This is a genomic window from Caulobacter sp. BE254, assembly GCF_031457295.1.
Taxonomy (GTDB): Bacteria; Pseudomonadota; Alphaproteobacteria; order Caulobacterales; family Caulobacteraceae; genus Caulobacter.
Window position 1 is genome coordinate 105,602 of the sequence record NZ_JAVDWJ010000005.1, and the last position, 20,434, is coordinate 126,035.

Here is a 20,434-nt window from a genome sequence, read left to right on the forward strand (position 1 = left end):
CAGCCTCTGCGAGGCTTCCGGGATGACAACGTCAAGGGCGTCGAGCGCCAAGTTCACTCGACCGGGCCGCCTTGGCCGCATCGCCCGCCTCGCTCGCGCGTTAGCTCCGGGCCACCAACACGCCTGGCGCGGTGCGCCGTCCAGCCCATATGCGAGTCATGACCGACGCCTTCAGCCACAACCCCGCCAAGAGCCGCTATGAACTGGAGGTCGACGGGCGCATCGCCTTCGCCGATTACCAGCGCAGCGGCCAGCGCCTCGTCATCCCCCACGTCGAAGCCGATCCCGCGCTGCGCGGCACCGGCGCGGCCGGCCGCCTGATGGGCAAGGTCGCCGAAACAGCCCGCAACGAAGGGATGAAGATCGTTCCCCTCTGCAGCTACGCCTCGGCCTGGCTGAGGCGCAACGACCCGGAGATGATCGCCTAGGTGGCCTGCTCGGCCAGCCAATCCCGGAACGCCCCCAACGCCGGGGTAACCGTCCGCGACTTCAGCCAGGTCAGCCAGTACATCCCCGACCCCACCTCCAGGGCGAACGGGCGCACCAGCCGGCCCTGCTCCAGGTCGCGGGCGAACATCATCGACGGGGCCAGGGCCACGCCGACCCCCTGCATCGCCGCCTCGACCATCACCCAGGAGCTGTCGAACACCGGCCCGCGAATCGGCGGCGGGACCAGGCCGGCGGCGGCGAACCAGTCGGGCCAGTCGTCGGCCCGGTAGCTGCGCAGCAGGATCTCGGCGCCCAGGGCCTCGGGCGACTTCAGCCGTTCGGCCACCAGGGGCGCGCACAGCGGCGTCATCGGCGCGGCGAACAGCGGCGCGGCCTGGGTTCCGTGCCAGGCCCCGTCGCCGAAGCGCACCGCGCAGTCCAGCCCCTCGCCGGCGATGTCGATGCGGTTGTTGTTGGTGAACAGGCGCAGGTCGACGAACGGATGGGCCTCGCGGAAGGCCGGCAGGCGCGGCAGCAGCCAGCCCACGGCGAAGGTGCCGACCACCCCGACGCTGAGCACCTCCATCACCCGGCCGGCCGAGAACCGCTCGAGCACGTCGCTCATTCGGTCGAAGCTGTCGCGCACCGTCGGCAGCAGGGCCAGGCCCTCGTCGGTCAGGGCCAGGCCGCGCGGCAGGCGGCGGAACAGGCTGGCGCCCAGCCGCTGCTCCAGGCCCTTGACCTGGTGGCTGACGGCGGCCTGGGTCACGCACAGCTCGATGGCCGCCCGCGTGAAGGACAGGTGCCGGGCCGAGGCCTCGAAGGCTCGCAGGGCGTTCAGGGGAAGCTGCGCGCGGCTCATCTGGACACCCAAATTTTCCTAGGGTTTGCGCCCAGGTATCATCGTTTGATCCCAGGGTCACGCCTGGCCCATCTTCCGGGCCATGGAGAACCCGATGATCGACCGACGCCAAGTGTTGACGGCCCTTTCCGCCATTCCCGCCCTTTCCATCGCCGGCCCCGCCGCCTCGGCCGCGACGGCGCGACTGACCAGCGGCATTAGCCGGGATATGGCCGCCCTGGAGGCCCGCAGCGGCGGCCGGCTGGGCGTGGCGGTGCTGGACACCGCCAGCGGCAAGACCTTCGCCCATCGCGGCGACGAGCGTTTCGCGATGTGCAGCACCTTCAAGGCCCTGGTCGCGGGCCTGGTGCTCAAGCGGGTGGACCAGGGCCTGGAGCGGCTGGATCGGCGGATCGTCTACGGTCGAAACGTGCTGGTCGCCCATTCGCCGGTCACCGAGAAGCACGTCGACGAGGGCATGACCGTCGGGGCGCTGTGCGAGGCGACGGTCACCCTCAGCGACAACGCCGCCGCCAATGTGCTGCTCTACACCTTCGGCGGCCCGCCGGCCCTGACCGCCTTCCTGCGCGGCCTGGGCGACAAGGTGACCCGCCTGGACGGCTACGAGCCCGGCCTGAACATCGTCCGGCCCGGCGAAATCCACGACACCACCTCGCCCGCCGCCATGCTGGCCGCCCTGCGCGCCCTGACCCTGGGTCCGGTGCTGTCGCCGGCCTCGCGCCAGCAGCTGGTCACGTGGCTGGTGGCCAACCAGACCGGCGACAAGCGCCTGCGCGCCGGCCTGCCCGCCGGCTGGACGGTCGGCGACAAGACCGGCAGCTGGGGCGACGGCAAGGTCGGGACCACCAACGACATCGCCGTGATCTGGCCGACCGGCGCTGGCGGATCGCGCCGCCCGCCCCTGCTGATCACCGCCTATCTGAGCCGCTCCACCCTGGCCGACGACGGCCGCAACGCCGTGATCGCCGAGGTCGCCCGGCTGGTCGTGGCGGCGGGTTTCGGAGCCTGAAGCGGCCCCGTCCAACGAACCTGATGGCGGCCACGCCGCAAGCCACTGTTCTTTAAGGCCTTCAGCCTATGCGTGCTTCAGGGGCGCCGACTCGAGCGGAAGCTGGCGCCCCGCGAAAGCAGGGCGATGACAGAGACGACCTCCCCCGCCTCGATCTGGTCGATCTCGAAGTGGACCGGCGGCGACATCCTGAAGACCCTGGCCCTGGCCGTGATCGCGGCGGTCGGCTACGCCCTGCTGGCCTATCTGTGCGTCGAATTCCCTCGCAACTACAACCAGGTGGCGCCCATCTGGCTGTCCAACGGCTTCGGTGTGGCCTGCCTGCTGTCGTGCCGCGGCCGGCACTGGCCGGCCGTACTGCTGGGATGCCTGGCCGGCGGACTGGCGGCCGGCGCCCACGTCCACGACCTGGTCACTGTCAACATCGTGCTGGTCAGCTGCAACATCATCCAGGTCTTCATCTGCGCCTGGGGCATGCGCCGGGTGGTCGGCCAGGAGGTCGACCTGGGCCGGCCCCGGGACATGGTCGCCTTCGCCCTGGTCTGCGGCCTGGCCGCCCCGATCGCCACCGGGGTGGTGACCGCCTCGATCCATACGGCCATGCGCGGCGGCGCGCTGCTGGCCAATATCGGCGTCTGGTCGCTGGGCGACATCCTGGGCCTGATGACCATCACACCCTGTCTGCTGGCCCTGGTCCGCCTGCGCCATTACCTGCGCGAACGCCCCCTGTCGGCCAGCGGCGTCGCCTGCCTGCTGCTGCTGCTGGCGGTGACCGTCGGCGTCTTCACCCAGCACCGGCCGCTGCTGTTCATGATCCCGCCGGTCATGCTGCTGGTCGCCTGGCGGCTGGAGGTGCTGGGCGCGGCCCTGAGCGCGACCCTGGTCGCGATCGTGGCGGTGATCTTCACCATGGCCGGCCGAGGCCCGATCACGCTGCTGCAGGCCGGTTCGGCCGACCAGGCCATCGTGCTGCAGCTGTTCCTGGCGGTGGCGATCTTCATCAGCCTGCCCGTGGCCTCGATCCAGCGGCGCCGGCGCCAGATGCTGCAGAGCATGACCGAGGCCAACGCCGCGGTGTTCCGCAGCGAGGCGCGCTTCCGCCAGCTGGCCGAGGACGCCCAGGACATGATCGTCCACAGCAACCTGCGAGGCGTCATCCAGTACGTCTCGCCGGCCTGCGTGGCGATGATGGGTTACGCGCCCGAGGAACTGGTCGGCCGTGAGGGCATGACCACCGTGCACGAGGACGACCGCGAGGCCGTCCGCGCCGTCGTGATCGAACACATCGCCCACATGGCCGCCCATGACGACAACGGCCCCAGCCGCGTCCAATATCGCGCGATCCGCAAGGACGGCCAGATGATCTGGCTGGAATCCCGCCCCAGCCTGCAGCGCGACCCGCTGACCGGAGCGGTCCTCGGCATCACCGACATCGTCCGCGACGTCACCGAGCAGAAGGCCATGGAGCGCCAGCTGCGCGAGGCCCGCAACGCGGCCGAGGCCGCCGCCGCGGTGAAGGGCGAGTTCCTGGCCAATATGAGCCACGAGCTGCGCACGCCCCTGACCTCGGTGCTGGGTTTCGCCCGCCTGGTGGACGACGAGGCGGACCTGTCGCCCGACGCGCGCCGCTTCATCGGCCGCGTGCTGAGCGGCGGCAAGGCCCTGCTGACCACCATCAACGACATCCTGGACTTCTCGAAGCTGGAGGCCGGCCAGCTGGAGCTGAAGCTGGAGCCGGTCGCCCCCGGCCCGCTGATCGAGGAGGCCCTGGGCCTGTTCTCGCTGGAGACCGACGCCCGGGGCGTGGCCCTGCGCGCCGAAGGCCTGGGCGCCCTGCCCGCCGACCTGCTGCTCGACGGCGGCCGCCTGCGCCAGGTGCTGCTGAACCTGATCGGCAACGCGGTGAAGTTCACCGAGGCGGGGTCGATCACCGTCGCCGCCGCCTATGACGACGCCGCCGAGCGACTGAACGTGTCGGTGCGCGACACCGGCCCCGGCATCGCGCCCGAGGCCGTCGACCTGCTGTTCCGCCGCTTTTCCCAGGTCGACGCCGGCCTGACCCGCAAGCACGGCGGCACCGGCCTGGGCCTGGCGATCTGCAAGGGCCTGGTCGAGGCGATGGGCGGCCGCATCGGGGTCGTCAGCGTGCCGGGCGACGGGGCGTGCTTCAGCTTCGACATCGCCGCGCCGTCGACGGCTCGCGCCGAGGCCAGCCCCTCCCACGGCGCCGCCATCCCGCCGCTGCCGCCCGCCTGCCGGGTGCTGATCGTCGACGACAACCCCGCCAACCGCGAGCTGGTCAACGCCATCCTCACCGCCTTGGGCGCCGAGGTCGCCGAGGCGGTGGACGGCGAAGAAGGCGTGGCGGCCGCCGCGGCGGCTCCGTTCGACGCCATCCTGATGGATCTGCGCATGCCGCGCCTGGACGGCGCCCAGGCCGCCCTGCGCATCCGCAACGGCGGCGGCCCCAACGCCGCGACGCCGATCATCGCCTTCTCGGCCGACGCCCGGCCCGGCAATCCCGGCGGGGTCTTCGACGGCTCGGTGTCCAAGCCGATGACCGCCGCCGGCCTGGTCGATGCGCTGAACGGCGCCATGACCGCCGCGCCGGACCGGGCGCTGCGGGCTTCGGCCTAATTCGAAGATCACTGGTTTGCGAGATTGCGCGCCCGGTCGCACGCGCTAGGATCGCGCCTCCTTTTGGAGGGCCAGCCATGAGCGACGAACTCGTTTTCTACACCAACCCCATGTCGCGCGGTCGCATCGTGCGCTGGATGCTCGAGGAGGTCGGCGCGCCCTACCGCACAGTGACGCTCGACTACGCCGCGTCGATGAAGGCGCCCGAATATCTGGCGATCAATCCGATGGGCAAGGTGCCGGCCATCACCCATCGCGGCGTGACGGTCACCGAAGGCGCGGCGATCTGCGCCTACCTGGCCGACGCCTTTCCGGAGGCGGGCCTGGCGCCGCCCGTCGGCGCTTCCGAGCGCGGGACCTATTATCGTTGGCTGATGTTCGGCTGCGGTCCGGTCGAGGCGGCGGTGACCAACAAGGCCCTCGGCGTCGAGGTGCCGCCCGAACGCCGCGCCACAGCCGGCTATGGCTGCCTGGAAGACACCTTGAACGCGCTGGAAACGGCCGTGACGGGCCGCCCGTACATCGTCGGCGACCGCTTCTCCGCCGCCGACGTCTATGTCGGTTCGCAGATCGGCTGGGGCATGATGTTCGGCTCGATCGAGAAGCGTCCGGCCTTCGAGGCCTACTGGGCCGGGATCAGCCAGCGCCCCGCGGCCAAGCGGGCCTCCCAGATTGACGACGCGCTGATCGCCAAGGCGAAGGAAGCGGCGGACGCCTGACGCCCCCTCCGTCGCGATGCGTATCCGCATCGCGCCACCTCCCCCGCGATGCGGGTGAGGAGAGAGCCGTTCTCCTCCCCCGTGAAACGGGGGAGGTGGCGGCGAAGCCGACGGAGGGGGCGTCAGGGGACGGGGACAGGCGCATGCGCCTGTCCCCAAGCCAAACCTAGGCCAGGACCTGGATCACCACGCGGCGGTTCTGGGCGCGGCCGTCGGGGTTGTCGTTGGGGGCCACCGGGTCTTCCTCGCCGTACGAGATCGTCGCCATGCGGTTCAGCGGCACGCCCTGCTTGCTGAGGAACTTGCGCACCGTCTCGGCCCGCTCGCCGGCCAGGCTCTCGTTGTACTTCGGATCGCCGGTGGCGTCGGTGAAGCCCTGGATCTCCAGATAGACGTTCTTGTTGTCGCCCTTCAGCTTCGAGGCGAAGTCGGCCAGACGCTGCTCGGCTTCCGGCGACAGCTCGTACCGGTTCAGCGGGAACTTCACCGAGTCGTCGCTCAGCACCACCGAGTACAGGAACTTGCCCTCGGCCAGCTTGCCGGCGTCGGTCGCCCGCTTCAGCGCTTCCTGGCTGGTCCGGTCGACCTCGGCCAGCTTGGTCTCGGTCCCGTCGACGCGCGTGCTCACCACGCCGACCTGATCGTTGACATACCCCTTGGTCGCGCAGCCGCTGACCGACAGTCCGCCGGCCACCAGAGCGCTCACCATCATCATCTTGTAGTTCATGCTAATCATGGCACACCCTTCCGCCTTCTGTTTCAACACCGAGCGCCAAGCTGAGCCGTCCCACACCCCAGCGGCGGCGCTTCGTCAGGTCAAAATCGACATTCGAAAGAGGCGAATTCTGGGCCTGTTCTGGACAGACTTGGCCATTGCAGAGAAGATGGCCCGTCCGCTCTTAAATAGCGCGCGCGTACGCGGAACCTGAACAAAGGTTCCCAATAAATATTTGTAATATGCTGAGGTTGAGCGACCATCCTGGACCGCTTTTCCCGTCTCCGCCAGACACAAAAGCGGGCGCGCCCGTCGGACGCGCCCGCCAAGGATTCGGTTGAGCTGGAATTTACTGCAACGTCGCCTTGCCGATCGCCAGGCCGTCGGGCCCGGCGCCGACCGCGATCACCCCGCCGTCCTCCAGGTCGCCGGCCAGCAGCTTGCGGGCGATCGGGTCGATCAGGTCCTTCTGGATCACCCGCTTGAGCGGGCGCGCGCCATAGACCGGGTCGTAGCCCTTGTCGGCCAGCCACTGCAGGGCCTCGGCGTCGAGCGCCACGGTCATGCGGTGCTCGGCCAGCATCTTTTCGACCCGCTGCAGCTGGATGCGGACGATGTCGCCCATGTTCGCACGGGACAGGCGCTTGAACAGGATGATCTCGTCGATCCGGTTGAGGAACTCGGGGCGGAAGTGGCCGCGCACCGTGTTCATCACCATCGGCCGCACGGCCTCGACGTCGTCACCGTCCTCCTGCCCGGCCAGGAATTCCGAACCGAGGTTGGAGGTCATGATGATCAGGGTGTTCCTGAAATCGACCGTCCGGCCTTGCCCGTCCGTGAGGCGACCGTCGTCCAGCACCTGCAGCAACACGTTGAAGACGTCCGGGTGGGCCTTCTCGATCTCGTCGAACAGCAGCACCTGGTACGGACGCCGGCGCACGGCCTCGGTCAGGGCCCCGCCTTCGTCGTAGCCGACATAACCGGGAGGCGCGCCGATCATCCGGCTGACCGAGTGCTTCTCCATGTATTCCGACATGTCCATGCGGGTGATGGCGTGCTCGTCGGCGAACATGAACTCGGCCAGGGCCTTGGTCAGCTCGGTCTTGCCCACGCCCGTCGGGCCCAGGAACAGGAAGCTGCCGATCGGCTTGGACGGGTCGTGCAGGCCGGCCCGAGCCCGCCGGACCGCATCGGACACCGCCTCCAGCGCCTCGTCCTGGCCGACGACGCGGCCGCGCAGGGCGTCCTCCATCGCCAGCAGCTTCTCGCGCTCGCCCTCCAGCATCTTCTCGACCGGCACCCCGGTCCAGCGGCTGACCACCGCGGCGATCTGCTCGGCGTCGACGACCTCGGGCGTCAGAGCCTTCTGGGCTCCCGCGCCGCTCTCGCCGGCCTCGGCTTCCGCCAGGCGGCGTTCCAGGGCCGGGATCTCGCCGTACTGGATCTGGCCGGCCCGGGCGAAGTCGCCGGCCCGCTGGGCGGTCGCCAGGTCGGCGCGCAGGCGGTCCAGGGCCTCGCGAGCCTGGGCGGCGCCGCCGACCTTGTCCTTCTCCGCCTTCCAGCGGGCGGTCATCTCATCGGAGCGGAACTGCAGGTCGTCGATCTCGGTCTCAAGGTTTTCCAGCCGCTGCTTGGAGGCCGCGTCGGTCTCCTTGCTCAGGGCCTCGCGCTCGATCTTCAGCTGCACCAGGCGGCGGTCGATCTCGTCGAGCTCCTCGGGCTTGGAGTCGATCTGCATCCGCACGCGGCTGGCGGCCTCGTCGACCAGGTCGATGGCCTTGTCGGGCAGGAAGCGGTCGGCGATGTAGCGGTTGCTGAGGGTGGCCGCGGCGACGATGGCGGAGTCCGAGATCCGCACCCCGTGGTGCACCTCGTACTTCTCCTTCAGGCCGCGCAGGATCGAGACGGTGTCCTCCACCGTCGGCTCGCTGACGAACACCGGCTGGAAGCGACGGGCCAGGGCCGCGTCCTTCTCGACGTGCTTGCGGTACTCGTCCAGGGTGGTGGCGCCGACGCAGTGCAACTCGCCGCGCGCCAGGGCGGGCTTCAGCAGATTGGAGGCGTCCATGGCCCCGTCGCTCTTGCCGGCCCCGACCAGGGTGTGCATCTCGTCGATGAACAGGATGATCGAACCCTCGGCGGCGGTGACCTCGCCGAGCACGGCCTTCAGCCGCTCCTCGAACTCGCCGCGATATTTCGCGCCGGCGATCAGGCTGCCCATGTCGAGCGACAGCAGCTTCTTGTCCTTCAGGCTCTCAGGCACATCGCCGTTGACGATCCGCTGGGCCAGGCCCTCGACGATGGCGGTCTTGCCGACCCCGGGCTCGCCGATCAGCACCGGATTGTTCTTGGTGCGGCGGCTGAGCACCTGGATGGTGCGGCGGATTTCCTCGTCGCGGCCGATCACCGGGTCGATCTTGCCGTCGCGGGCCGCCGCCGTCAGGTCGCGGGCGTAACGCTTGAGGGCGTCATAACCTTCCTCGGCGCTGGCGCTATCGGCGGTGCGGCCCTTGCGGACGGCGGCGGCGGCGGTCTCCAGGCCCTGGGCCGAGGCCCCGGCGTCCTTCAGGATCTTGGCCGCGTCACCGCCTTCCTTGGCGATGGCGATCAGCAGGCGCTCGGTGGTGACGAAGGCGTCGCCGGCCTTCTTCGCGCCCTCCTCGGCCGCGCTGAACACCCGGGCGGTGTCGGGCTTCATGTAGAGCTGGCCGCCGGCCCCGTCGACACGCGGCGTCTTGGCCAGCAGGGCGTCGGTCGCCGCGTCGGCCGCGTCGGGCCGGCCGCCGGCGCTCTGGATCAGGGCGCGGCTCAGGCCGTCCTTCTCCTCGAGCAGGACCTTGAGCAGGTGTTCGGGGCCAAGCTGCTGGTGGCCCCGGGCCAGGGCCAGGCTCTGGGCCGATTGCACGGCCTGCTTGGCGCGGTCGGAATAAAGGTCGATCTTCATGATATCCCCAGTTCAGGCGGATTGAGCCGGGTCGCCTTGATCAAGCGCAACCCGTCCCACGGGGATGTAGTGTGGCCGATCCGCCACACAAGGACCGCCTGGCCGGAACCTGCGCTCCTCTTCTCGCCGGCCAAGTCAGGGCGGTCTCGTAAGTCCGCGGCCCCGAGCCTGTCATCCCGGACAAGGCCCGGAGGGCCGCCGATCCGGGACCGCCGGAAGCGCTTGCGTTCACGCGTCGGTCCCGGATCTTCGCGCCGCGCGCTCGTCCGGGATGACAACCGTGGTTGGCTATGGGCGATAGCCCTCCCCCGCTTTGCGGGTGAGGAGGATCGGTTCACCACCCCCGCTGGGCGATATAGGCTTCCAGCGCCTGGATCCGGGCGGCGTCCGACGGGTGGGTCGAGGCGAACTGCGGGGTGTTGGGGCCGCCGCTGGCCTGCATGTGCCGCCACAGGATCACCGCCTCGCGCGGGCGGTAGCCGGCCCGCTGCATGAAGTCGACGCCCAGGCGGTCGGCCTCCAGCTCCTGCTTGCGCGAGAACGGCAGCAGGAAGCCGTACTTGGCGCCCGCCCCGCCATAGCTGGAGATCGCCCGGGCCGCATCGGACGAGCCAGCCGCCGCGCCCAGCACGCCCAGCACCAGGCTGGAGGTCAGGTTTTGCGACTGGCGCTCGGCGGCGTGGCGGGCGACCACGTGGCCGGCCTCGTGGCCGATCACCGCGGCCAGCTGGTCGTCGTTGTCGACCAGTTTCAGCAGGCCCGTCGTCACGCCCACATGGCCGCCAGGCAGGACGAAGGCGTTGGGGGCGGCGTCCTCGAACACCGCGTAGTCCCAGGGCCGCTGGCCCAGGCCGGCGGCGTCGACCACCCGCTGGCCGACGGCGCGCACCCGGGCGTTGGCGGCCCGGTCGCGGCTGACCGTGCTCTGGGCCAGCGCCTGGCTCCACGCCTGCTCGCCGGCCTGGGCCAGGCTGGCGTCGTTGACGATGGTCATCTGCTGGCGGCCCAGTTCGGGATTGTAGGCGCAGGCCGAAAGCGTGAACGCGGCGAGGACCAGGAGAGCGGAACGCAAATCGAAACTCCGGCGAGAGACGGGTGACCTTGGCGCGGGACAGTGAAGGATCGTGGCGCCGATTGTCCATCGCGCGGTAGGGCGGCGGCCTTAGTCCCGCTCGATCGCGCCGACCGCCCGGGCCAGATGTCGCGGATCTATGGGCTTGGAGAGCACGGGCGCATCGCGCAGATCGCCGCGCACGCCCTGTTCGCCATAACCGGTGATGAAGACGAACGGGATCTTGCGGTCGCGCAGGATGTCGGCGGCGGCGAACGAGGTCTCGCCGTCGAGATTGACGTCCAGCAACGCGAAATCGATGACCGCCGTGCGGGCGGCGCTCTCGGCCTCGGCCGCCGACGAGGCCAGGCCGACGATGGTGCAGCCCAGGTCGCCCAGCATGTCCTCGACCAGCATGGCGACGAACAGTTCGTCCTCGACCACCAGAACCCGAAGCGACTCAGACGGCGCCTCGGATGAAGCGGGTAGGCTGCCCGGGCTTGGCGAGGGCGGAACTGATCGTGCAGACAACTCCCGTCGGCGGATATTCGAGCCGCACCTCACCGCCGAGTTCCCGCGCCAGTCCTCCGGTGATGAGACGACTGCCAAAGCCCTGGCGGCTTGGCGTGGCGACCATGGGGCCATCGATTTCCTCCCACCGCAGATCCAGTCTTTCAACATCGGCTTCGTTGACCCGCGCCCAACTCAGGATCACGTGTCCGGCCTGATTGGACAACGCGCCGTACTTGGTGGCGTTGGTCATCAGCTCATGCAAGGCCAGGGAAAGCGACAAGGCCACCTTGGGCGCCAGACGGAACGCGGGACCGTCCACCGTGAACCGCTCCGGATCGCCGTGCGAGGCGGTCAGCGAGGCGACCACATCGCGCAGCTCCGCGCCTTCCCAGCTCTCGAGGGTCAGGATGTCATGGGCCCGCGCTAACGCCAACAGCCGCGTGGTCAGCGAGTCGCGCGCCCCGTCCAGGTCGTTGGCGTTGCGCAGCGTCTGGCCCGCGACCGACTGCACCGTCGCCAGGGTGTTCTTGACGCGGTGGTTCAGCTCGTTGACCAGCAGGCGCTGCAGCTCCTCGGCCCGCTTGCGTTCGGTGATGTCGCGCATCACCCCGGTGAAGAAGCGCTTTCCGTCCTCGCGCCATTCGGCGATCGACAGCTCCAGCGGAAAGGTCGAGCCGTCGCGCCGCAACCCCGAGACCTCGCGGCCGATACCGATGATCCTACGTTCGCCCGTTTCGCGGTACCGGTCCAGATAGCCGTCGTGCTCCTTGTGGTAGGGCTCGGGCATCAGGATGCGGATGTTGCGCCCGACCACCTCCTCGGCCGCATGCCCGAACAATCGCTCGGCGGCGGGATTGAAGGCCTCGACCCGCCCGACCTCATCGATCACCACGATGGCGTCGACCGCGGTGTCGACAATGGCCCGATATCGCGCCTCGACCTCTCCCGAAGGCTGGGAAACGGTTTTTGCGCGGTGTTGACCTTCTTCGAGTTCGGTCATGATCGAGTCCGCCCCCTGCGAACCACAACCCTAACCCTGTAGTTGCGAACCACCTAGAGACTTGTCTTGCGCGAGAGCGGCGCCGGCGCGCTACTTCCCGTCCGCGTACAGCTTGACCACCTCGTAGAGGAACTGGCGGCCGTTCATCAGCGCCTTGACCTGGATGCGCTCGTTCAGGCCGTGGATGTGGTCGCCGTCGACGCCGGCCATCAGGCCCGACAGGCCGTAGGTCGGCACGCCGGCGGCGTTGGTGAAGCGGCCGTCGGTAGCGCCGGTCAGCATGGCGGGGATGAACGGCACGCCCGGCCAGATCTTGCTCGCGACCTTGGTGGCCGGGGCCATGATCCGGGGCGTCAGCGGCGGCGGCGGGCTGACCGGATCTGGGTCGGCGGCCAGGGTGATCTTGATGGCCGGGTCGGCGACGATCTGCTCCAGCTGGTCGCGGATGACCTTCGGATCGTTGCCCGGCAGGATGCGGCAGTTGACGTTGGCCTTGGCCCGCTGCGGCAGGGCGTTGGGCGCGTGGCCGGCCTCGACCATGGTGGCCACGCAGGTGGTGCGCATCATGCTGTTGCGGCCCGGGTCGCGGGCCAGGATGGCGGCGGCCGCGGCGTCGCTGGGGTCCTTGACCATGGCCCGCATGGCGGCGGCCACTTCGGCGTCGGGCTCGATCCTGGCGCTCTGCTCGTAATAGCCCTTGGTGGCGTCGTTCAGGGCGATCGGGAAGTCGTAGGCGCCCAGCCGCGCCAGGCCATTGGCCAGGTGGTAGATCGCGTTGTCCTTGACCGGCCGCGAGGAGTGGCCGCCGGCGTTGGTCACTTCGAGATTGTAGTCCATGTAGACCTTCTCGCCGACCTGGATGCCCAGCAGCCGGGGCTGGCCCTTTTCGTCCAGCTGGCTGTCGTCGCCCTCGTTCAGCGCGAAGTCGGCCTTCATGGCCTCGGGATACTTCTCCAGCAGCCACGGCACGCTGTTGAACTGGCCGCCCTCCTCGCCGCAGGTCAGGGCCAGCTTGAGGTCGCGCCTGGGCTTGAAGCCCTCCTGCCTGTAGCGCACCAGACTGTCGGTGAAGATCGCCGCCATGGCTTTATCGTCGCTGGCTCCCCGGGCGTAGAAGTAGCCGTCCTCTTCGACCAGCTTGAACGGATCGCGCGCCCAGTCCTCGCGCTTGGCCTCGACCACATCGATATGGGCCAGCAGCAGGATGGCGCCGGCCTTGGGGTCCTTGCCATGCAGGGTGGCCAGCAGGGCGCCGGCCTTGGGATGCTCGTCGGGGAACACCACGCGCACGTCGCTGTCGGCAAAGCCCGCCGCCTTCAGCCGCGCGCCCATGGCCTGGGCCGCCGCCGTGCAGCTGCCCTGGGACGCTGTGGTGTTGATCTCGACCAGCTCCTTGTAGAGGCCGCGGAAGGCCGTCTCGCCCGAGTCCTGGGCCTTGGCCGACGTCGCGGCCAGGGCCGACAGGGCGGCCGCCGTCAGGAGAAAGCTCTTAGTCTTGCCGCGCATGGTCGCCCCCTAAGGTGTGGAAGGAAGCTAGGCGGGGTTCGCCGCCCAGCGCAATGGGCGACGTAGATCGGGACCTCTATCGGTCCGCACCGCCGCCGATGGCGATCCTTGCGTTGCCAAGGCCCGATTGTCGGCTATCAGGGGCCCAAAGCCGAACGCCGAACAGGAGATGGACCATGCGGATCAAGTCTATGGCGGCGCTTGCTGTACTGGCGTCGTGCTCGGTCGCAATCGCCCACGCCGCGGAGACCGCGCCGTTCGACGCGGCCACGGTCGACATCGCCGACATCCTGGCCTGCAAGATCGACGGCGGCCACTATGTCGGGTTTTCGATGTCGTTCAGCGATGACGACAGCCCGGGCGGCGCCAAGGCGCGCGGCTGGGTCAGGCTGCCGCCCCCGAGCCCGTTGTTCTCGGCCTATCGCCTGCCCAAGCCGCTCAACGTGTTCGGCCAGACCACCAGCACCGTGGCCTTCAAGGGTTCCGCGATGCTGGCGGTGCTCGACCTTGCGGACGCGACCGCGCTCGGCGCGCAGCAGGGCGTCACCAACGTTCTTCCAGGGACCGGACGCTTCATGGGCGAACGCCTGGTCGATGACTCGACCCGGGTGGACGCCGAAACGGGATTTCGCTTCAAGAACCGCTCGTCCCTGAAGATCACGACCAATCCGGCGTTTCCGGGCAAGACGCTGATCGGATGCGAGTACGACGGCCAGTTGCAGCCTCCCGCCTGATGGTGGTCGTCAGGCTCGTCGCGTCCGCGGCGCTGATCACGCTGTCAGCCTTCGGGGTTGGCGCGATCGACGTACCGGCCCTTGCGCAGGACAAGGATCAGGCCGCCGCAGCCGGCGAGACGCGCTGCCCGGCCGGCGGCGCCTTTTCGATCGCCGGCGAAACCTTCGGGCCGGGCGATGTGACGGAGGTCGAGACGCAGTTCAGCGACCTGGGCATGCCGCTGGTCCAGATCGACCTGAGCGACCGGGGCCAGGCGCGTTTCGTGGCGCTGCAGGATGGGCGGGTAGGCGATCGACTGCCGATCTGCCTGGGCGGCGTCCTGCTGTCGGATCCCCTTCTGACGGAGCCGATCACGGGATCCAGCCTGCAGATCGCCGGCGGCATGACGGCCCCGGAGACTATGAATCTTGCCAAGCGGATCCGGGAACGGCTGGGCCTGAAGAGCAAAGCGCCCCTCTCTTCAAGCGCGCCGGATCATCCCGCCGAACCGGCCAATTAACGCTGGATCGCGTCCACGCGGAAATCCCGGGCGCGAGGCCCGGGATGACGGCTGAAAGCGAAGAGGCGGCCGCCCAGCGCGCCGGGCGACCAGAAGACGTTACGCCTCTTCCGACCCCGGCGTGGCGCTTTCGAAGCTGCGCGGGGCGCGGCGGCGCTTGGGCTTGGCCGGGGCCTCGCCCTCGTCGGCGGTGGGCGCGACGGGCGCGGCTTCGGCCGGAGCCTCGGACCGGGTCGACTTACGGCCGAGGAAGGCCGGGGCGTGGCTGACGTCGCCGTCCTGGCCGCGCAGCAGCGGCGAGGCCGGAGCCTCGCTGGTCAGCGGCGTGGCCTGGGGCTCGATCACGGCCATCGGATCGCGGTCGCGCGGCGCCCGTTCGCGGCGCGGACGCTCGCGGCGGCCTTCGCTCGGCGCGGCCTCGGTCGCTTCGACAGCGGCGGGACGCTCCTCTCGAACCCGCTCCTCGCGGGGACGGTCCTCACGCGGACGGTCATCGCGGAAGCGGTCCTCCCGCGGCGCGCGCTCTTCACGAGGCCGGTCATCGCGCGGACGGTCGTCCCGCGGGCGATCTTCGCGAGGACGGTCATCACGGGGCCGATCGTCACGAGGACGATCGTCGCGCTGCCCATCACGCGGACGGTCGTCACGGTCGCGCCAGCGGTCGCGGCGGCTCTGGCCCTGGCCTTGCTGGCCCTCGAAGCGGTCGCGGTTCTGGTTGTTGTCACGCGGACGGTCGTCGCGTTGCCCGTCTCTGGCGCGATCGTCGCGGGGACGGTTCTCGAACCGGTCGCGGCGCTGTTCGCCGCCCTGGCCTTCGCCGTCGCCGCCGTCGGCCGGAGCCTCGGCCTGGGTCGCCTCGGGGGTTTCGGACTGTTCCTCGGGCTCGGCCTCGAAGTCGATCTCGTAGGCCGAATAGGCGTCCTTGCCGATGATGTCGCTGACCGGCCGATTCGGCTGGATGGCGCGCAGGACGCGGAAATAGTGCTCGGCGTGCTGCAGGTAGTTCTCGGCCAGGACCCGGTCGCCGGACGACGTCGCGTCGCGGGCCAGCTGCTGGTACTTCTCGTAGACGCTCTGGGCCGCGCCGCGCACCTTGACGCCTTCGGGGCCGTTCGAATCGAAGGCCCGGTTGGCGTTGTGCTGCTGAGGCTTGCCGCCGCTACCCGTGCCGCCGCGATTGTTGCGGCCGCGCTGGCGCTTCATGCCCTTGAAATCTCTCATCTTCTCTTCTGAACCTGTCCGGCGGCGATCTGCGCGTCCGGTGTTTGGCCTCTGGAGCGGGGTGAACCCGGTTAGGGTCTGCCTTCGATGTTCTAGAGACGCTGGTTTCCGTAGAGCCTCCGCCCGGTTCGGGCGCGGCGATCAGCCTGTTCGGCCGTTCGCGCCTGCCGGGGGAGTCTTACGGTCATCGAGACGACCGCTGTTCCCGTCACCCGGCGTTTTGGAAGGAGACGTTATTCGTCTACCGCCTCACGCCAGGGTTTCCAAGGGATTTTTCGAGCGGAGGCTTCCGCCTCTATTTCGTACCGGTGACAACGCGGTCGTTGACGGACAGATCCTTGATGGTCCGCACGTTCTGGGCGCCGGCCTGCCTGAACAGGTCCTCGACTGCCTGCGACTGGTCGTAGCCGATCTCGACGGCGAACATCGCGCCGGGCTTGAGCACCCGCAGGATCTCGCCGGCCAGGAAGCGATAGGCGTCCAGGCCGTCGGGGCCGCCGTCCAGGGCCAGGCGCGGCTCGTGGTCACGGACCTCCGGCTCCAGGGTCTCGATGACGTGGGTGGCGATGTAGGGCGGGTTGGAGACCACCAGGTCGAAGCTGTCGTCGCCCAGGCCGTTGGTCCAGTCGCCGCGCAGCAGGGCTGTCCGGCCGGCGAGGTCCAGGTTGGCGGCGTTCTCGCGGGCCACGGCCAGGGCCTCTTCGGAGACGTCGACGCCCAGCCCCTTGGCGGCCGGGCGCTCGGCCAGCACCGCCAGCAGGATCGTGCCCGAACCGACGCCCAGGTCCAGCATGTTGAACGGCATCTGCTCGGGGAAGGCCTTGAGCACCTCGTCGACGATCACCTCGGTCTCGGGGCGCGGGGTCAGGACGTGCTTGTTGACCTGCAGCAGGATCTTCCAGAACCCCTTGCGGCCGATGATGTGGCTGACCGGCTCGCGGCGGGCGCGGCGGTTCAGGAAATCGTCCAGCGTCGCCATCTGGGCTTCGGTCAGCACCCGATAGGGATCGGTGATGATGTCGGTGCGAGTGACGTCGGCGGCCACTTCCAGCAGCAGGCGGGCGTCGATGGCCGGCTGGTCGATCTGAACGGTCTTCAGACGATCCTTGGCGGCGTTCCAGGCTTTGACGAGGGTCAGGGTCATGGGCGGCTCCTTAGCGCGTCAGAAGCGACAGGGCGATATTGAGACGGGTACCAATTTTTGGTACTCTGCTAGTCGGAGGATACGATGAGCAAGAACACCTCTATCAGCCTAGGCGACCATTTTCAGACCTTCATTGAAGGCCAGATCAGCGACGGCCGCTATGGCTCAGCCAGCGAAGTCGTACGGGCAGGACTGCGGTTGCTGGAGGAGCGAGAAGCACGATTGGCGGCTCTACGCGCTGCATTGATCGAAGGCGAGGAAAGCGGCTTTATCGAGGACTTCGATTTCGACGCCTTCATCGCGGAAAAGCTCCAGAGCGAAGGTGTATCGGAGTGAAGGCCTACCGGCTTTCACACAAAGCCCGTCGTGACATCGACAACATCTGGGACTATTCGCGCGGCCAGTGGGGCGCCAGGCGAGGCGCAACCTATCTTCACGATATACGGACCGCTATAGAACTGGTGGCGGAACGCCCGTCCATTGGAGCTGTGCTCGAAGACCTTCCGGCTTATAGAAGGCGACCTGTCGGCTCACACATGATCCTCTATCGCCTTCAAGACGGCGTGGTCATGATCGTCCGCGTGCTGCATCAGAACATGGACGCCACGCGCGCATTGTCAGAGCACTAAGCCAACTCCACCCCGTCCCCCTCGCGCACCGCCCCGCCCTCCTCCACCTTCAGGTAGACGCCGCAGAACATGTGGCCGTAGTGATCGAACAGGGCCTTCACCAGCTCGATGTCGCGCTCGGCTGTGACCGGGTCGACGTGGGTGGCGGCGCAGCGGACGATCGGCTTGAGCACCTCGGCCCTCGCCTCGCCCACCCTTATCGTTCGTCCGGTCCAGTCGTTCTCGACCCAGGCCGGCCAGCCCTCGACATAGAGGTTGGCGCGGAAGCGCAGGGGATCGACCGGCCGGCCCAGCCTGTCGGCCAGGTCGCGGACGCTGGCCAGGTTGACGACGGAGACATAGCCGCTGCGGCTGTCCATGAACCTGTAGTCGCCCGGCCCGGCGATCACCCGCAGGGGCCCCTTGATCTCGCCGTCCAGCAACGTCGCCAGCCAGGTCTCGAACCCGCGCCGCCCTTCGTCGCCGCGCAGGTCGCCGGAGAAGTCGGGCAGACCTTCGGCCTTGGCGCTGAAAATCCCGGTCGTCTCGTCATAGGCCGTCCGCGCCTTGGCCACGGTCGGGATCTTGGCCAGCACAGTGAACTTCATCTTCGGGATGTGGGCGGGCGCTTCGGCATCGAAGCCGCTGGGCCCGTCCTCGACCGCGTAGAGGCGGTCGTAGGGAAAGCACCGGCCCGCGACCAGCTCGGCCCGGTCCAGGCGTTCGGGCGTGAACCCCTTGACGGGGTGGCGATAGAGGCTGACGACCTGGGCTTGCATGACGCGCAAGGTCGTCGATGACTCGGAGCTTGGCAAGGTGAAGCCTGACCGCGCGGAACGGAGCCGGGCCGGACGTGTTCCCCCAGCGGAGGGCCAGCCCATGACAGACACCGTTCCGCGACGCCCGATTCGGTCGTGGATCGCCTCGCGCCCCTATCATCTGGCGCCCTGGATCGCCCTGCTGGCCCTGGTCCCCTTCGTCCTGCCCAAGCCCCGTTCCGGCCACGCGCCGAACGAGACGCCGCTGGACCATCCGCCCGGCCTGTCCGAGGACCGGGCCATGCCGCCCCATGACTTTGACCGGGCCGAGCCGATGCGCGGCCGGGCGGCCCGGCATCCGCACCGCATTCCCGTCCTGGGCTGGCGCGACATCCTATGGCGCACGTTCCGCGAGATCAGCGTCGACCGCCTGCCCGCCGTGGCCGGGGGCGTGACCTTCTACACCCTGCTGGCCATCTTCCCGGCCATCGGCGCCTTCGTCTCGCTGTACGGCCTGTTCGCCGACGTCGGGGCGGTCGAGAAACAGCTACAGGAGATGTCCAGCGTCTTCCCCGCCAGCGTCGTCAACATCATCGGCGAGCAGATGCTGCGCCTGGCCAGCCAGGAACAGACCAAGCTGGGCGTGGCCTTCATGCTCAGCCTGCTGCTGTCGCTCTGGTCGGCCAACGCCAGCATGAAGGCGCTCTTCGACGGGCTGAACATCGCCTATGACGAGGACGAGAAGCGCAATTTCGTCACCAAGACGGCCTGGACCTACGCCTTCACCTTCTGCGCCCTGCTGTACGCGGTGGTGCTGGCCGGCGTGCTGATCGCCGCGCCGGTGGTGCTGGAACGGGTGGGGCTGAGCTCGGCGGCGGCGTTCTGGATCCCGCTGCGCTGGCTGATCGTGCTGGGCGTGACCGCCTTCGCCTTCGCCATGCTGTACCGCTTCGCCCCCTGCCGCGCCCGGCCCCGCTGGCGCTGGGTGATCTGGGGCGCGGTGTTCGGGGCGGCGGCCTGGCTGGGCGGATCGCTGGTGTTTTCGGTCTATGTCAACCGCGTGGCCCACTACGACGCCACCTACGGCCCGCTGGGGGCGGTGATCGCCTTCATGGTCTGGATGTGGTTCTCGATCATGACCGTGCTGGTCGGGGCCGAGCTGAACGCCGAGATCGAGCACCAGACCGCCATCGACTCCACCACCGGTCCGGAAAAGCCGATGGGCGAGCGCGGCGCGGCCATGGCCGACACGGTGGGCCTGGCCTTCCACCCCTGGGAGTTCCTCCAGCGCGAGGCGGGCGCGGTCAAGCGGGTGTCCGGTCGCTACTGGGGTCACGCCACCGGTTGGAGCAAGACCAGGCGCCCGCCGGACGCGCCGTCCAGCTGAGCCTTGGCGAAGGCTGTCCCCGCCCCTAAATGTGCGGCATGATCTTCGCCCCCGCCGCCGAAAACGACTTCCCCGCCATCGTGGCCCTGGTCAATTCCGCCTATCGCGGCCAGGGCGCCCAGGCCGGGTGGACCACCGAGGCCGGCTATATCGACGGCCAGCGCATCGACCTGGAGAGCCTAAGGCAGGACCTGGCCGACGCGCCCGACGCGGTGTTGCTGACCCTGCGCGACGAGGACGGCGGCCCGCTGCTGGGCTGCGTCTGGATCGAGCCGGACGGCGAGGTCGCAGGCGCCTGGTACCTGGGCATGCTGACCATCCGCCCCGACCTGCAGGACCGCCAGCTGGGTCGGACCCTGCTGGCCCACGGCGAGGCCTACGCCCAGGGTCGCGGCGCCAAGCGGGTGCGCATGACCGTCGTCCACCTGCGCGACACCCTGATCGCCTGGTACCAGCGCCGGGGCTACGTCCTGACCGGCGAGACCAAGCCGTTCCCGGTCGGCGAACGGTTCGGCAAGCCGCAGCGTGAGCTGTCGTTCGTGGTCTTGGAAAAGACGCTCTAGGGTCTGTGGACCGTTAGGCGCCGAGGCGCCGCCCTCGTCCTTCGACAGGCTCAGGATGAGGGCTACTGGTAGGGCGGTTGAGTAGAATTCCTCATCCTGAGCTTGTCGAAGGACGAGGAATTCGGCTCAAGACC

At 69.0% G+C, this 20,434-nt stretch carries 20 protein-coding genes; 10 read left to right on the plus strand and 10 right to left on the minus strand.

The annotated features are described in order from the left end of the window. The first annotated feature begins 158 nt into the window (after window positions 1–158). On the plus strand, window positions 159–428 hold the full coding sequence (locus tag J2X41_RS11245; RefSeq protein WP_310081891.1) for a GNAT family N-acetyltransferase: 270 nt from the start codon (window positions 159–161) through the stop codon (window positions 426–428). Here J2X41_RS11245 and J2X41_RS11250 read toward each other — a convergent pair. After that, complete coding sequence (locus J2X41_RS11250; RefSeq protein ID WP_310081893.1) at window positions 425–1,291, minus strand: LysR family transcriptional regulator; 867 nt, start codon at window positions 1,289–1,291, stop codon at window positions 425–427. The genes J2X41_RS11245 and J2X41_RS11250 overlap by 4 nt on opposite strands. Before the next feature lie 94 nt (window positions 1,292–1,385). Here J2X41_RS11250 and bla point away from each other — a divergent pair, with 94 nt between their 5' ends. The 3 genes from bla (at window position 1,386) to J2X41_RS11265 (ending at window position 5,656) form a co-directional block, all read left to right on the plus strand. Further along, window positions 1,386–2,300, plus strand: coding sequence for a class A beta-lactamase (bla, locus tag J2X41_RS11255; protein WP_310081896.1), 915 nt, complete (start codon window positions 1,386–1,388; stop codon window positions 2,298–2,300). Window positions 2,301–2,426: 126 nt separating this feature from the next. After that, window positions 2,427–4,937 (plus strand): MASE1 domain-containing protein, encoded by a 2,511-nt coding sequence (locus tag J2X41_RS11260; RefSeq protein ID WP_310081897.1) that lies wholly within the window; start codon window positions 2,427–2,429, stop codon window positions 4,935–4,937. Between the two features lie 77 nt (window positions 4,938–5,014). Then, the gene (locus J2X41_RS11265) at window positions 5,015–5,656 is read left to right on the plus strand and encodes a glutathione S-transferase family protein (RefSeq protein WP_310081898.1); all 642 of its coding nucleotides are present in this window, start codon (window positions 5,015–5,017) and stop codon (window positions 5,654–5,656) included. A gap of 166 nt (window positions 5,657–5,822) precedes the next feature. Here the strand turns inward: J2X41_RS11265 and J2X41_RS11270 are convergent, their stop codons facing one another. The 6 genes from J2X41_RS11270 to J2X41_RS11295 form a co-directional block, all read right to left on the minus strand. Then, window positions 5,823–6,392 carry an OmpA family protein gene (locus J2X41_RS11270; protein WP_310081900.1) on the minus strand — a complete coding sequence of 190 codons (570 nt, stop codon included), beginning with the start codon at window positions 6,390–6,392 and terminating at the stop codon, window positions 5,823–5,825. A 328-nt stretch (window positions 6,393–6,720) separates the two neighbouring features. Further along, entirely contained in the window at window positions 6,721–9,315 is a 2,595-nt protein-coding gene (clpB, locus tag J2X41_RS11275; RefSeq protein ID WP_310081901.1) for an ATP-dependent chaperone ClpB, read from the minus strand. 334 nt (window positions 9,316–9,649) lie between these two features. Next, window positions 9,650–10,387, minus strand: coding sequence for a M48 family metallopeptidase (locus tag J2X41_RS11280; RefSeq protein ID WP_310081902.1), 738 nt, complete (start codon window positions 10,385–10,387; stop codon window positions 9,650–9,652). A gap of 90 nt (window positions 10,388–10,477) precedes the next feature. Then, window positions 10,478–10,810 (minus strand): response regulator, encoded by a 333-nt coding sequence (locus J2X41_RS11285; protein WP_310081904.1) that lies wholly within the window; start codon window positions 10,808–10,810, stop codon window positions 10,478–10,480. A gap of 16 nt (window positions 10,811–10,826) precedes the next feature. Further along, window positions 10,827–11,879 carry a PAS domain S-box protein gene (locus tag J2X41_RS11290; protein WP_310081906.1) on the minus strand — a complete coding sequence of 351 codons (1,053 nt, stop codon included), beginning with the start codon at window positions 11,877–11,879 and terminating at the stop codon, window positions 10,827–10,829. A gap of 90 nt (window positions 11,880–11,969) precedes the next feature. Next, complete coding sequence (locus tag J2X41_RS11295; RefSeq protein ID WP_310081907.1) at window positions 11,970–13,385, minus strand: M20/M25/M40 family metallo-hydrolase; 1,416 nt, start codon at window positions 13,383–13,385, stop codon at window positions 11,970–11,972. Window positions 13,386–13,561: 176 nt separating this feature from the next. Between J2X41_RS11295 and J2X41_RS11300 the strand changes: the two genes are divergently transcribed. Beyond that, on the plus strand, window positions 13,562–14,119 hold the full coding sequence (locus J2X41_RS11300; protein ID WP_310081908.1) for a hypothetical protein: 558 nt from the start codon (window positions 13,562–13,564) through the stop codon (window positions 14,117–14,119). Next, window positions 14,119–14,619, plus strand: a complete 501-nt coding sequence (locus J2X41_RS11305) for a SecDF P1 head subdomain-containing protein (RefSeq protein WP_310081909.1) — start codon at window positions 14,119–14,121, stop codon at window positions 14,617–14,619. Before J2X41_RS11300 ends, J2X41_RS11305 begins: the two co-directional genes overlap by 1 nt. Window positions 14,620–14,718: 99 nt before the next feature. Here J2X41_RS11305 and J2X41_RS11310 read toward each other — a convergent pair whose 3' ends face one another. Both J2X41_RS11310 and prmC read right to left on the minus strand, forming a co-directional pair. Next, window positions 14,719–15,840, minus strand: a complete 1,122-nt coding sequence (locus J2X41_RS11310) for a DUF4167 domain-containing protein (RefSeq protein WP_310081910.1) — start codon at window positions 15,838–15,840, stop codon at window positions 14,719–14,721. Between the two features lie 295 nt (window positions 15,841–16,135). Further along, window positions 16,136–16,984, minus strand: a complete 849-nt coding sequence (gene prmC, locus J2X41_RS11315; protein WP_310081912.1) for a peptide chain release factor N(5)-glutamine methyltransferase — start codon at window positions 16,982–16,984, stop codon at window positions 16,136–16,138. An 84-nt stretch (window positions 16,985–17,068) separates the two neighbouring features. On the opposite strand from prmC, the gene J2X41_RS11320 reads away from it, so the two are divergent. Both J2X41_RS11320 and J2X41_RS11325 read left to right on the plus strand, forming a co-directional pair. Continuing rightward, entirely contained in the window at window positions 17,069–17,320 is a 252-nt protein-coding gene (locus J2X41_RS11320; protein WP_310081914.1) for a type II toxin-antitoxin system ParD family antitoxin, read from the plus strand. Then, window positions 17,317–17,613, plus strand: coding sequence for a type II toxin-antitoxin system RelE/ParE family toxin (locus J2X41_RS11325; protein WP_310081916.1), 297 nt, complete (start codon window positions 17,317–17,319; stop codon window positions 17,611–17,613). The genes J2X41_RS11320 and J2X41_RS11325 overlap by 4 nt, the downstream gene beginning before the upstream one ends. On the opposite strand, the gene J2X41_RS11330 is transcribed toward J2X41_RS11325, so the two are convergent. Beyond that, window positions 17,610–18,371: an MOSC domain-containing protein gene (locus J2X41_RS11330; protein WP_310081918.1), complete on the minus strand. Its 762-nt coding sequence runs from the start codon at window positions 18,369–18,371 to the stop codon at window positions 17,610–17,612. The two genes, J2X41_RS11325 and J2X41_RS11330, sit on opposite strands and share 4 nt — an antisense overlap. A gap of 100 nt (window positions 18,372–18,471) precedes the next feature. On the opposite strand from J2X41_RS11330, the gene J2X41_RS11335 reads away from it, so the two are divergent. Both J2X41_RS11335 and J2X41_RS11340 read left to right on the plus strand, forming a co-directional pair. Further along, on the plus strand, window positions 18,472–19,737 hold the full coding sequence (locus tag J2X41_RS11335) for a YihY/virulence factor BrkB family protein (RefSeq protein WP_310081919.1): 1,266 nt from the start codon (window positions 18,472–18,474) through the stop codon (window positions 19,735–19,737). Window positions 19,738–19,775: 38 nt separating this feature from the next. Further along, the gene (locus J2X41_RS11340; RefSeq protein ID WP_310081920.1) at window positions 19,776–20,300 is read left to right on the plus strand and encodes a GNAT family N-acetyltransferase; all 525 of its coding nucleotides are present in this window, start codon (window positions 19,776–19,778) and stop codon (window positions 20,298–20,300) included. The last annotated feature ends 134 nt before the right edge of the window (window positions 20,301–20,434 follow it).

Excerpts from the sequence above, each read along its gene's own strand:
- J2X41_RS11300 (WP_310081908.1), top strand. The coding sequence starts at position 13,562 with ATGCGGATCAAGTCTATGGCGGCGCTTGCTGTACTGGCGTCGTGCTCG.
- J2X41_RS11290 (WP_310081906.1), bottom strand. The coding sequence starts at position 11,879 with ATGACCGAACTCGAAGAAGGTCAACACCGCGCAAAAACCGTTTCCCAG.
- J2X41_RS11340 (WP_310081920.1), top strand. The coding sequence starts at position 19,776 with ATGATCTTCGCCCCCGCCGCCGAAAACGACTTCCCCGCCATCGTGGCC.
- J2X41_RS11320 (WP_310081914.1), top strand. The coding sequence starts at position 17,069 with ATGAGCAAGAACACCTCTATCAGCCTAGGCGACCATTTTCAGACCTTC.
- J2X41_RS11250 (WP_310081893.1), bottom strand. The coding sequence starts at position 1,291 with ATGAGCCGCGCGCAGCTTCCCCTGAACGCCCTGCGAGCCTTCGAGGCC.
- J2X41_RS11295 (WP_310081907.1), bottom strand. The coding sequence starts at position 13,385 with ATGCGCGGCAAGACTAAGAGCTTTCTCCTGACGGCGGCCGCCCTGTCG.
- J2X41_RS11265 (WP_310081898.1), top strand. The coding sequence starts at position 5,015 with ATGAGCGACGAACTCGTTTTCTACACCAACCCCATGTCGCGCGGTCGC.
- J2X41_RS11330 (WP_310081918.1), bottom strand. The coding sequence starts at position 18,371 with ATGCAAGCCCAGGTCGTCAGCCTCTATCGCCACCCCGTCAAGGGGTTC.
- J2X41_RS11310 (WP_310081910.1), bottom strand. The coding sequence starts at position 15,840 with ATGAGAGATTTCAAGGGCATGAAGCGCCAGCGCGGCCGCAACAATCGC.
- bla (WP_310081896.1), top strand. The coding sequence starts at position 1,386 with ATGATCGACCGACGCCAAGTGTTGACGGCCCTTTCCGCCATTCCCGCC.
- J2X41_RS11335 (WP_310081919.1), top strand. The coding sequence starts at position 18,472 with ATGACAGACACCGTTCCGCGACGCCCGATTCGGTCGTGGATCGCCTCG.
- J2X41_RS11305 (WP_310081909.1), top strand. The coding sequence starts at position 14,119 with ATGGTGGTCGTCAGGCTCGTCGCGTCCGCGGCGCTGATCACGCTGTCA.
- clpB (WP_310081901.1), bottom strand. The coding sequence starts at position 9,315 with ATGAAGATCGACCTTTATTCCGACCGCGCCAAGCAGGCCGTGCAATCG.
- J2X41_RS11270 (WP_310081900.1), bottom strand. The coding sequence starts at position 6,392 with ATGATTAGCATGAACTACAAGATGATGATGGTGAGCGCTCTGGTGGCC.
- J2X41_RS11245 (WP_310081891.1), top strand. The coding sequence starts at position 159 with ATGACCGACGCCTTCAGCCACAACCCCGCCAAGAGCCGCTATGAACTG.
- prmC (WP_310081912.1), bottom strand. The coding sequence starts at position 16,984 with ATGACCCTGACCCTCGTCAAAGCCTGGAACGCCGCCAAGGATCGTCTG.
- J2X41_RS11260 (WP_310081897.1), top strand. The coding sequence starts at position 2,427 with ATGACAGAGACGACCTCCCCCGCCTCGATCTGGTCGATCTCGAAGTGG.